9 protein-coding genes are annotated in these 12,364 nt (G+C 40.2%); 5 read left to right on the top strand and 4 right to left on the bottom strand.

Features of this window, described 5'->3' with window-relative positions; all coding sequences use genetic code 11:
• Positions 1–77: 77 nt before the first annotated feature.
• The 4 genes from DV427_RS04410 (at position 78) to DV427_RS04395 (ending at position 4,601) form a co-directional block, all read left to right on the top strand.
• Positions 78–2,000, top strand: a complete 1,923-nt coding sequence (locus tag DV427_RS04410; protein WP_114891436.1) for a TonB-dependent receptor plug domain-containing protein — start codon at positions 78–80, stop codon at positions 1,998–2,000.
• A 73-nt stretch (positions 2,001–2,073) separates the two neighbouring features.
• Positions 2,074–2,859, top strand: a complete 786-nt coding sequence (locus DV427_RS04405) for a substrate-binding domain-containing protein (protein WP_114891435.1) — start codon at positions 2,074–2,076, stop codon at positions 2,857–2,859.
• A gap of 27 nt (positions 2,860–2,886) precedes the next feature.
• Entirely contained in the window at positions 2,887–3,864 is a 978-nt protein-coding gene (locus tag DV427_RS04400; RefSeq protein ID WP_114891434.1) for a FecCD family ABC transporter permease, read from the top strand.
• Positions 3,864–4,601: an ABC transporter ATP-binding protein gene (locus DV427_RS04395; protein ID WP_114891433.1), complete on the top strand. Its 738-nt coding sequence runs from the start codon at positions 3,864–3,866 to the stop codon at positions 4,599–4,601. The genes DV427_RS04400 and DV427_RS04395 overlap by 1 nt, the downstream gene beginning before the upstream one ends.
• Before the next feature lie 47 nt (positions 4,602–4,648).
• Here DV427_RS04395 and DV427_RS04390 read toward each other — a convergent pair whose 3' ends face one another.
• Complete coding sequence (locus tag DV427_RS04390; protein ID WP_114891432.1) at positions 4,649–5,116, bottom strand: hypothetical protein; 468 nt, start codon at positions 5,114–5,116, stop codon at positions 4,649–4,651.
• A 190-nt stretch (positions 5,117–5,306) separates the two neighbouring features.
• Between DV427_RS04390 and DV427_RS04385 the strand changes: the two genes are divergently transcribed.
• Positions 5,307–6,509: an ATP-binding protein gene (locus tag DV427_RS04385; RefSeq protein WP_114891431.1), complete on the top strand. Its 1,203-nt coding sequence runs from the start codon at positions 5,307–5,309 to the stop codon at positions 6,507–6,509.
• 394 nt (positions 6,510–6,903) lie between these two features.
• Here DV427_RS04385 and DV427_RS04380 read toward each other — a convergent pair whose 3' ends face one another.
• The 3 genes from DV427_RS04380 to metH all read right to left on the bottom strand — a co-directional run bounded on the left by DV427_RS04380 (position 6,904) and on the right by metH (position 12,140).
• On the bottom strand, positions 6,904–7,797 hold the full coding sequence (locus DV427_RS04380; RefSeq protein ID WP_114891430.1) for a hypothetical protein: 894 nt from the start codon (positions 7,795–7,797) through the stop codon (positions 6,904–6,906).
• Positions 7,794–8,381 (bottom strand): hypothetical protein, encoded by a 588-nt coding sequence (locus tag DV427_RS04375; RefSeq protein WP_114891429.1) that lies wholly within the window; start codon positions 8,379–8,381, stop codon positions 7,794–7,796. The genes DV427_RS04380 and DV427_RS04375 overlap by 4 nt, the downstream gene beginning before the upstream one ends.
• A 69-nt stretch (positions 8,382–8,450) precedes the next feature.
• Positions 8,451–12,140, bottom strand: coding sequence for a methionine synthase (metH, locus tag DV427_RS04370; protein ID WP_205334666.1), 3,690 nt, complete (start codon positions 12,138–12,140; stop codon positions 8,451–8,453).
• Between the last annotated feature and the right edge of the window lie 224 nt (positions 12,141–12,364).

The following is a 12,364-nucleotide window of genomic DNA, read 5'->3' as shown; positions in this document are numbered from 1 at the left end:
AAATGAAAATTCTCAACTAGGAAATGAATTTCTATTGTGCCAAAATAGCGCACTTTTTAAAAAGAGGAACCAACTTAATGAAAACTAACTTAATTACTACCGCACTTTTATTGAGTGCATCGGCTTTTGTACAAGCTGAAACCAAAACCGAGCTTGAACCGATCAATGTGTATTCAGCATCCGCAACCCCTATCAGCCTTCACCAAACAGCGTCGTCTGTTACCGTATTAACAGAAAAAGATTTTGCAGTACGTAATGCGACTTATGTAAGTGATGTATTAAAAACTGTGCCAAGCCTAGCTGTGAGCGCCTCTGGTGGTCGTGGCACATTGACCAACGTATTTTTACGTGGTGCGGATGCAAACCACACCGCAGTCATTATTGATGGTGTGAAAGTGAATCCTGTTTCTGGTTATGGCTTTGATTTCGGTGGCTTAGCATTAAGTAACATTGACCGCATCGAAGTATTACGTGGCGAACAATCTGCCCTTTGGGGAAGTGATGCCATGGGTGGTGTAATTTATATCACCACGAAGAAAGGCCTAGAAAAAGGCAAAATCTTCAATGTCGATTACGATTTTGGCACAGGCTCTAATCGTACGGTAGATGGTTCATTAACCCTTTCAGGTTCAAACAACGGTTTCTATTATGCTTTACACGGTGACAGCCACCATACCAAAGGCATTTCAGCACTCAGCAAAAACCGCTTTAACTACACTGCGCAAGATGGCACAGCAGTGAGTACTGGTGGTTCAACCGAACGCGACAAATTCCACCGTGATAATGCTTCTCTTCGTTTCGGCTATGACGATAACCAAAAAGGTTTTGATTTATTAACCTCTCACAGCAGCCAAACCGCTAACTTTGATAACAGCGCAACGGATGAAAAAGGCCACTACACCCGCACACGTGAAACCTTATTCAAATTAAGTGGTTTCTTGGGTAACGATGATGAATTGCTTAAACACAAAGTGGGTGTAAGTCATATCAAAACTGACAGTGATACCGTTGGATACACATCGGCTTACGATGCGAAAAAACTCAATGCAAACTATCAATTAGACGTCAATTTTGATCGTGAAGGCACTCTCACACAAGGTTTAAGCTTCTTAACTGACTATCAAAAAACAGATTTTAACTCGTCTTATTTCAACAATGCTGGCAATAAGAAGCTTGTTGAGAAAAGCTTAGCAACTGAATATCGTCTATTACACGATGCAGATCACAGCTTAAATATTAGCGGCCGTTACACTGACAGCTCTGAATACGAAAACTCATGGACTGGCCGTATCGCAGGAGCTTACCGTTTACACAATAACGTGAAAGCACACGCAAGTTTTGGTTCAGCTATTCAAAACCCAACGATCACTGAATATTACGGTTACAACGCACGCTATATCGGCAACCCGAATTTACAACCTGAGAAAAGTTTAGGTGGCGATGTTGGCTTCTTATTTGAAACCAATGATGATCGTCACAGCTTTGATGTAACTTATTTCGCTCGTAATGTGAAAAACGCAATTAGCAGCAAAGTGATCAACTTTACTACTTATGCAAGCCAAGCGATAAACCTTGAAGGTATTAGTAAAGTTAAAGGCATTGAAGTAGCTTATAACGGCAAAATTACCGACACATTAACTACTTATGCAAACTACACCTACACTCAAACCCGAGACAGTAAAGGTGCTGAATTAGCACGTCGTCCAAAACATTTGGCGAACGTGGGCGTAGCATACCAAATCACTGAAAAATTAGGTGCAGATGTAAATGTATCTTACACAGGCAAACGCATGGATACCTACTATTCTCCGACCTACACAACGCATAAAGTGAAATTGCCATCTTACACCTTGGCAAACTTAGGCGTGAACTATAAAGTGGCGGATAGTTTGACGATTTATGCAAACCTTAACAACGTATTCAATAAAAAATACGAAAATGTACTTGGCTACGGTCAAGACGGACGTAATGTTTACGTTGGATTGAAAGGATCGTTCTAATTATTACCCACCTATAAGGGCGTGCTTAGCACGCCTTTTTACATTCTTGATGGCGTAGCGTATCATTATCTATATGCAAAAAACTCGTTTGATTTTAACCGCACTTTTCTTGCCCTTGACTTCGCATGCGTCGGAGCAATTTGTCTCGCTCACGCTTTGTAGCGATCGTCTTTTGTCGGAAATTGCGCGTCCTGAGCAAATTGCCGCACAGTCGCCTTATTCTAAAAATCCATTGATGATGTTGGATAAACTCAATGTGGATAAGCCAACACTTGAGCCACAACTCACTGCATTATTGCCCTATCTCGATAAAACGTTTCTTATCAATGAAACCTTTTATCCACAACTTGTAGAAGATTTGAAAAAACTCGGGGCAAAAATTGAACCAATTAATGACACGCCACAAACGGCAGAAGAATTATTTGGGCTAATATTGCACTTAGGCAAACTTACGGGTAACGAAACGCATGCGAAATCTTTAATCGATAAACTTAAATTACAGGATTCTCGCCTCAATCTATCACTCACTGACACATTAATACTTTCAGATACCGGTATTGTAGAAACTTATACGCCACAGTATCCCACTTTACTTAACTTGCTAGGCTTAACCCCGCTAAAAATACCGCTTACGGCACAAAATTTTTCTCTCGAAAAAGTGTTACGAGGTGAACCCAACGTGTTGATTGAAATCAGCGACCAACAAAGTTATAACGAACAAGCGGAATTGCTTAAACATCCGCTTTTGCAAAATCTTTTTAAAAATCGACCGCACTTTCGTATTCCAATGAAACATACTTATTGCTTTGATCACGGCGTGTGGCAAGGGGCAGAGAAGATTTATCAACAGTTAAAATGACATTTGAATTACATAGGAAATTAATCATTGACCAAGACACTCAAATTAAATACCGCACTTTTCTTAGCGTTGCTGTTGATTAGCGGGTTTGCAATTTATCATCAGCTCGGCGATTTTGCTCATCTCAAAAATGCCGATGGTGTGCTCACGGATATGCGCTCTCTTGTATTGCTTGATATTCGCCTACCGCGCCTCGGATTAGCTATTTTAACTGGCGCAAGTCTTGCTTTAGCGGGCAATGCAATGCAGGGGATATTCCAAAATCCACTGGCAAGTCCTGGATTATTGGGAAGTAGTGCCGGTGCAACCACCACCAGTGTCTTTTTGCTTTACTATTTTTCCGTACCCTTAAGTCTGTTGCTTATTGGCGGTGTAGCTGGAGCGTTATCTAGTTTTTTATTGGTTTATTTGATCGCTAAAAATCATGGTACAACGGCGATGATTTTAAGTGGTTTAGCCGTCAATATGTTGCTCTCTGCTTCCGTTGCATTGCTACTTTCGAATGCAGAAAGCCCGTGGGCGTTAGCTGAACTCTACCGCTGGCTACAAGGCTCTCTTGTGTGGGCAAAACTTGACACGCTACTCATTTCATTTCCAATCGTATTATTGGGATTGTTCTGTTTATATCGTGAACGCCGCTATATTGACTTGCTCACTTTTGGTGAAGAAACCGCAAGCACAATGGGCGTGAATCCTAAACGTAGCTTTTTCGTCACAACCTTTGGCGTAGCATTATTAGTGGGTGCAACGATTCCGCAAACAGGCACTATCGGTTTTATTGGCTTAATCGCACCGCACTTTGCTCGCCTTCTGCTAAAAAAACGTCCTTCGCAACTTTACATTACCAGTGCATTACTTGGCGCATTATTGCTACTTATTGCGGATCTTTACGTGCAATATATTCCAATCTTCTCACATATTTATATTGGCACGCTTATCGCAATCATTGGCGCACCTTGCTTAATTTGGATTTTAATTACGGAGCAACGCAAGTTGGCAAGATAATGATTAGAATCGAAAACCTTTCTCAGCCTTATGGCTTAAACAATATCAGCTGCACGCTTCCTAAAGGAAAACTTATCGGCATTATGGGCGCAAATGGTGCGGGTAAATCAACTTTACTCAAAACGATCGCAGGAATTTTACCTATTGCAAAAGGTGAAATTTATTTTGGAAACAGCCCATTAAGCAAAATGAGTACAACTGCAAAAAGCCAGCAACTCGCTTATCTAGCGCAAGATACCAATATCCATTGGGATTTATCGGTTTATGATGTCATTGCTCTCGGCTTAAATTCACCATTATCCTCAGTAAAAGAGCGGTCAAAAATCACGGAGATTTCACAAAAATTTTCGATTGCACATTTGCTTAATAAATCCTTTCAGAAACTATCAGGCGGAGAAAAAGCACGAGTGCAACTCGCTCGTTGTTGTATCAAAAATGCGCCGCTATTGCTTGCCGATGAACCTATCGCACCACTCGATCCCTATTATCAAATAGATATGATGGAACAATTAAAATCGCTCACGCCACAGCATACTTGCGTTGTAGCGATCCATCATTTATCTCTTGCATATAAATACTGTGATGAAGTGATTTTGCTCGACAAGGGGAAAATCATTGCGACAGGCAAAACACAAGCGGTGCTAAATTCAGCGAATCTTGCACAAGCCTTTGATATAAGCGTGAAATTTGATGTAGAAAGAAAAGAAATTTATGGGATAGAGAAATTGGAAAACTAATTCCAATTTCTCATTTTGCTGAAAGTAAAAGTTATTTTCGAGAAAAATCAACCTCCCTTACAAATCAACCAAGGAACTTGCTTGCCTTGTTGATTCTTGTAGTAAATGGAACTTTGAGATCGCGCGATTAAATCCACATAACTTCCTTGAATCGGATCATACGAACGATAAACCACTTCAAATTTTGTACCGCGCGCATTCAGTGTCAGCGTATATGAATGATCAAAAGGCACCGCCTTGCCATTATCTAACTGAAAATAAAACCCGAAGTTATCTTTCATACGGCTTTCACGCGACAGAGGGAAATAAGTCGTCAAATGAGAAATCCCCCCAGTTTCTTTATTATTACAACGATAATGATATGGCTTGTAATTAACAGAATTATTTAACTCAGCTTGGCTAATATTATTCTTTAAAAATCGAGATTTAACCGTCTTCTTCGGCTGATGTGTTGTAGTACAAGCAAATAAACTCACAAGAGCTCCCACAAACAACGTCATCTTTAATTTATTCATAAATACAAAATTCCGAGAAATAAGAAAGCGCGTATGATAGCGGAAATTGGGGATAGTGCAAGGGATAGGAATGAGACTAAAAAATGCAATAAAAACTGGAAATGTAATTCCAAACACACATAAAAAAATAAAATATAGAAATTAACTTCCAATTTTTGTACACTTTTTACAAATATGAAATTAACTTCCAATGAGTAAAACTATGATCTCTCGTGAAAATTATTTACAGCAACTGATTCAATTTAAAGATACCGATTTTATCAAAGTGATCTCTGGTGTTCGTCGTTCCGGTAAATCAGTGCTACTCATGCAATACCGTGATTACCTTCAACAACAAGGCATTGCTTCCGAAAATATTCTTTATCTCAATTTTGAATCTTTTGAATATCAATGGGTGAAAGACGCTCAAGACTTCCAACAGCTTATTCAAGAAAAAATGCCGTCCTCTCAAGAGAAAATCTACTTGTTGATTGATGAAATTCAGTTTGTGGAAGGTTGGCAAAAAATTGTCAATGCGCTTCGCGTGAGTTTTAACACTGACATTGTGATTACGGGTTCCAATGCCAACTTGCTTTCCGGTGAGCTTGCGACGCTGTTAAGCGGTCGATATGTGGAAATCAAAATTTATCCGCTTTCTTTTAAAGAATTTTTACGTTCTAAAAATGTGGATAGCCAATCAAGATTGGTGGATAAACTCTATTCGGAATACGAAAAATACGGCGGTTTCCCCAGTGTCGCCATTGCTGATGAACCTTTAAAAGAAACGATTTTATCAGGTATTTTTGATTCCATCGTGCTGAATGACATTGCGCATCGAGCCGGCGTGAAAGACACGCATATTCTTAAAAGCGTGATTCTCTTTCTGGCGGATAATGTAGGGCAGTTGGTGAATCCGAGCAAAATTAGCAACACGCTCACGTCCGAACGTGTCCCCACCTCAAACCACACGATCAGCAAATATCTTGATCTGTTAGAAAATGCCTTTCTTTTTTATAAAGCAAAACAATACGATATTCGCGGAAAAGGTTATTTAAAAACCAATGCCAAATATTTTATTGTGGATAACGGGTTAAGACGACACGCTATCGGCAAAAAAGGCGCGAATTATGCCAATCGACTAGAAAATATCGTCTTTATTGAATTACTCAGACGTGGTTATACCGTAGATGTCGGTAAACTTGACAGCAAAGAAATTGATTTTATCTCCCGAAAAGCCGATGAGATTTTGTATGTGCAAGTCGCCTTTGAAATCCCTGAAAATACCCACGAAACAGATAATCTTTTGCATATTAAAGATAACTATAAGAAGATCTTAATTACGGGGAAATATTACGAAAAAACGGAGATTGAGGGAATTGAAGTGATGTATGTGGTGGATTGGTTGTTGCAGTAAATATAAAAACGCTGGAAATTTTAACCGCACTTTTGGTGACTAATGCTCACGTTGGTGCGCCTTTCTTAACGCGTGCCTTGGAAATTAAAGTGCGGTCAGTTTTTCAGGTGTTTTTTAGTGAAATTAGGCACACGCTAGGAAGCGTGCGCCAACAGAGATGAGCTGATAAAGATAGATAGCGCCAGCATCCTCGTTGGTGCTGTCTAATAAAAACATGTGAATTCTACGCATAACCGTTGGCAGAACTAATATTTAAAATCCGTTGGATTTTTTGACCGCACTTTTAGTTGAGAGGCACAAGCGAGGACGCTTGCACCATCATAGGGGAAGCAAATAAGGAAAGGTAGCACTGACATTTGTGTTTGAACTACCTTATATTAATAGTATCAAAATTCTAATTTGTATATAAACGACTAGAATTCGTTATTCTTGTTGCGTGTGAAATAGGATCTTCATAGATATTGGAACTTAAAAATTGGAGAAGATCTTTAAATTGTTTTTTATTATTTGGTAATTGAATTTTATCTCCTGATTGATTCAATGGTAAGGGATAACCAATGCTATGAGCAGCGACTTTTAATTCATCCACGCTGTAATTATTTAAAATATCAGCTTTATTTATTATAGCTATTTTTTTTCTAATCATTGTGTCATCAATTTCTTGTATATCGAAACCTTGTATTACTTCTAATTTTGAACAATTATTAACAAAATTATTTAGCTCTTCATCTGTAGCTTCTTTAAAATACGAATCCATATCAAAGATATGTCTTAATCTCTGAAAAGATCTGAACTTTAATTTTTTATTATGATCTAGAATAGCTAATATATCTGTTGGTATCGAAATTCCATTAGAAGTAGCTGCCACAAACTCATAACGATTATTTACCAATCTTTGAATAATAGATCGAGATAGCTCAATGATATTTCTTTTTTCAAAATACTGTATTAATACTCTGTTATTTGGAATGTCAGTAGCAATAATTCCCACGATATCATTTAATGACAAACTATCACTTCCTCCTTCTAATTGGAGTATAGGAATTCCAGTAGGATTTTCTAAAAGAGCATTGAGATCAATTCCACTATTAAAATCATCTATGATAAATAACTCATTCTGGCTTGGAGTATAGTCTGCAGAAAATGGGATCTCTGTATTAGCTAATTCAAATTTACTTACAGCTTCTGTAAGAATATTCTTTATCAGAGACTCCGCCGTCTGATCTAATTTAAATCTCATTACTCTAGAAGCAAACTGCTCGCCTTGCAATATTGCAAAAAATTTCATAATTCCTCCATAACTTGCATATAAGCATAATCTGTCAATTGAACCATATTCATATTTTCTTTTAGGTCATGAATAGGTCCTTTAGTTATTATAGTTAATCCTATCCCTTGTTCACTATCTGCTTCATAAAATTTATATTTTAATAGAGCAAGAACTGGATTAAACCCATATGTATCTGAAAACCATACTGCAAAAAACATTATTACATAAAAAAAAGAAGCAATATAAATATTTGAAAATAGATCTCCACCAGCGATTAAAGGGAATAAGTATCCTAATAAATAACTCGTCATTTCACTATTTTTTGACTTTATAGAGTTTATTCTTATTTCTATAGGATGACTCCATATTTCTTCTCTTTTAGCGTAAAAAAATACTATAGGAAACAAAGCTATACTAAGAATAAACAATACTATAGAAATTAAAAATAGAACTTCATTATTATTAAATTGCCAATTTAGAAAATGTTCTAATAGATTCCATGTTTCATGATCTCTTTTTACCCATACAAGAAACGCAATAGTTCCACATACTGGTGATACACTACTTGCAGTAAGGATGAAGCGTGAAAATTTATTAAGCATAACCCCTCCCCGTTTGTAATTATATACAGTATTATTATACCCCCAAAAAGAATTAAAAAAAAAGATTTTTTACTTCATCGCCACCCCCAACCACTTCATCATCTCTCTCTCATCCCAACCTTTACGTTTGGCATAATCTTGAGCTTGATCTTCATCGATGCGACCTAGAGTGAAATAGTTGCTTTCTGGGTGAGTGAAGTACCAACCGCAAACAGAAGCTGCCGGCCACATGGCGTAGCTTTCGGTGAGTTTCATGCCGATGCGTTGTTCTACTTCTAATAAATCCCAAATCAAGGCTTTTTCCGTGTGTTCCGGGCAGCTTGGGTAACCCGGCGCAGGGCGGATGCCGACGTAGTTTTCGTTGATTAAACCCTGGTTGTCGAATTCTTCTTGCGTGTAGCCCCAAATGCGGGTGCGGAGTTCAAAGTGCAGGTATTCTGCCATGGCTTCGGCGAGGCGGTCGCCTACGGCTTGTAGCAAGATGGCATTGTAGTCATCGCCTGCGGCTTTGTAGCCTTCCACTAAATCCATTTCTTCAATACCAGCGCACACGGCGAACATGCCGAACCAGTCTTTTTTACCGCTTTCGCGATCGGCGACAAAGTCGCTTAAGCAGAAGTTAAATGGGCTTTTGCTGTTTTTGCCACGTTCCGTTTGTTGGCGTAAGCCATAAGCTGTGCGAATGGGCTGTGTGCGTTCTTCATCAGAGAAAAGCACCACATCATCACCCACGCGTTCGGCAGGGAAAATGCCTAAAATACCGCTTGGGTTGAGTTTATGGTTTTGCTCTAATTCATCCAATACCACTTGTGCATCGTTCCACACTTTGCGTGCTTCTTCTCCGCCTTCCGGATAATCAAAGGCATCAGGGTAGCCGCCCATCAAGCCCCAAATACGGAAGAATGGCGACCAGTCGATAAATTTGCGCAGCTCGGCAATCGGCACGTTTTTGAATTCCACAATGCCCGTTTGTTTTGGCGTTGGTGGAACATAATCCGCCCATTCACCGCTAAAGCCATCAAAACGATTGGCGCGCGCTTCTTCAATGCTCAGTTGTTTACGTAGTGGTTTGCGATTGGCGAAGGATTGCTGGATTTTCTCGTAATCCTTTTTGAACTGTTCCCACAATGCCGCACGCCCTTCAGGGTTCATCAACGTGGCACAAACCGTTACTGCTCTTGATGCATTAGAGGTATAGAACACACCATGTTGCTTGTATTTTGGATAAAGTTTAATCGCAGTATGCTCTTTCGATGTAGTTGCCCCGCCAATCAACACTGGTAAGTTCAAACCTAGGCGCGTCATTTCGCCGAGGAAGTATTCCATTTCGTCTAGGGATGGCGTAATCAAACCGCTCAAGCCGATAATGTCGGCTTTTTCATCAATAGCGGTTTGGATGATTTTGTCCGCTGGCACCATAACGCCTAAATCAATCACTTCAAAGTTATTGCATTGCAACACCACGCTTACGATGTTTTTGCCGATATCATGCACGTCGCCTTTCACGGTGGCGATCACCACTTTTCCATTACTTGAGCCTTTTTGTTTGGTGGCGTTGATAAACGGCTCCAAGTACGCCACGGATTGTTTCATCACGCGCGCGGATTTCACCACTTGAGGCAGGAACATTTTACCATCGCCAAACAAATCACCTACCACGTCCATACCTGCCATGAGCGGACCTTCGATGACCTCTAACGGCGTTGGCAATTTTTGGCGCGCTTCTTCGGTGTCTTCGATGATGTGCGTGGTAATGCCTTTCACGAGGGCATGTTTTAAACGTTCTTCCACCGGCCAAGTGCGCCATTCGGCCACAGAATCCACCGCACTTTCATCGTTGCCTTGGTTGCGATATTTTTCTGCAATATCCAGTAAACGTTCTGTGCCATCCGGTGTGCGGTTCAAGACGGCGTCTTCAATCACATTACGTAATTCAGGATCAAGATCATCGTAAATCGCTAGCTGTCCTGCGTTCACGATCCCCATATCCATGCCTTGTTTGATGGCATAATATAGGAACACTGCGTGAATCGCCTCACGCATGACATTATTTCCACGGAAAGAGAAAGAGACATTTGACACACCGCCCGAAATTTTCGCATGCGGTAAAGATCGTTTAATACGACCTGTGGCGTTAATGAAATCCACGCCGTAGTTATTGTGTTCTTCAATCCCAGTGCCGATGGCGAAAATATTCGGGTCGAAAATAATGTCTTCTGGCGGGAAGCCTACTTGGTTGACTAAGATGTTATAAGCACGGGTACAGATTTCGACTTTTCGCTCTTCGGTGTCCGCTTGTCCCACTTCGTCAAACGCCATTACCACAACGGCTGCACCGTATTTACGCACCAATTTAGCCTGATGAATAAATTTTTCCTCGCCCTCTTTTAAGGAAATAGAATTCACAATCGGTTTGCCTTGCACCGACTGCAAACCTGCCTCAATCACTTCCCATTTGGAGGAGTCGATCATCACCGGCACTTTAGCTGCATCGGGTTCCGTCGCCATAATGTTGAGGAAACGGGTCATGCATTTTTTGCCGTCGAGCAAGGCTTCGTCCATGTTCACGTCGATGACTTGCGCGCCGTTTTCTACTTGGTCGATGGCAATTTCAATAGCTTCTGCAAATTTGTCTTCTTTAATTAAACGTTTAAATTTTGCTGAACCAGTTACATTATTACGTTCACCCACGTTCACGAACAGGCTTTCATCGTCAATATTGAGTGGTTCTAAACCCGATAAACGCATCGCGGTTTTGATTTGTGGTAATTTGCGTGGTGGAATGTTTTCTACCGCCTCAGCAAAGGCTTTAATGTGTTCCGGTGTGGTGCCGCAACAACCGCCGATAATGTTCACAAAACCACTTTCTGCCCACTCTTTTAAGTGAGCCGCCATCTCTTCTGCCCCTAAATCATAACCACCAAAAGCATTTGGCAAGCCCGCGTTCGGATGCACAGAAACATAGGTTTCACTGATTTTTGAAAGCTGCTCTACATATTGGCGTAATTCTTTTGGACCTAACGCACAGTTCAAACCAAAAGTGAGCGGTTTTGCGTGACGAAGCGAGTTGTAGAACGCTTCAGTGGTTTGCCCTGAAAGCGTACGACCAGAAGCATCGGTAATGGTGCCGGAAACCATGATTGGCAATTCTACGCCTAATTCTTCGAATACACTTTCAATGGCGAAAACTGCAGCTTTAGCGTTAAGCGTGTCGAAAATGGTTTCGATCATAATTAAATCCGCACCACCTTCAATTAAGCCTTTTGTTGCTTGGGCATAAGCATCCACCAACTCCATAAAAGTCACATTGCGGAAACCGGGATCATTTACATCGGGTGAAATGGAGGCTGTACGGTTTGTTGGCCCTAACACGCCTGCGACAAAGCGAGGTTTTTCTGGCGTGCTATATTTATCTGCTGCCAAACGAGCTAATTTTGCGCCAACAAAATTGAGTTCATAAGCAATAGATTGCAAGTCGTAATCCGCTTGAGCAATCGTAGTTGAACTAAAAGTATTGGTTTCAATAATATCGGCACCCGCTGCCAAATATTTCTCATGAATAGCGGAAATTAGCAGTGGCTGAGTCAATGTCAGTAAATCATTATTACCGCGTAAATCGACCGCACTTTCCTTAAACTTCTCGCCTCTAAAATCGGCTTCCGTCAGTTTATATTTTTGGATCATCGTCCCCATCGCACCGTCTAAAATGAGAATACGATTTTCTAGAGCTTGTTTAAGTTGAGCGGTTTTATTCACCATAATTATTTTGTTCCGTAAATCTTAAATAAATAACTACGAAATAATAGGTGTAAGGGCTAGGGGTGTCAAATGTTAGAAGGAAAGTGCGGTTGGAAAATAAAATATTTTTATATAAGAAAAATAAAAAGTTTATGCAAAACGGTTGAATTATTGCTCAAAAATCCGTTAGCATAGTGGCGTATTAGTTTATCTAATATGTTAAGTTTAACTATTATTAACTAGAG

Origin of the sequence: Haemophilus haemolyticus (assembly GCF_003351405.1) — a bacterium.
Taxonomy (GTDB): domain Bacteria; phylum Pseudomonadota; class Gammaproteobacteria; order Enterobacterales; family Pasteurellaceae; genus Haemophilus; species Haemophilus haemolyticus_N.
Note: the sequence above shows the minus strand (reverse complement) of the source record. Positions and strands in the feature narration are given on the sequence as shown.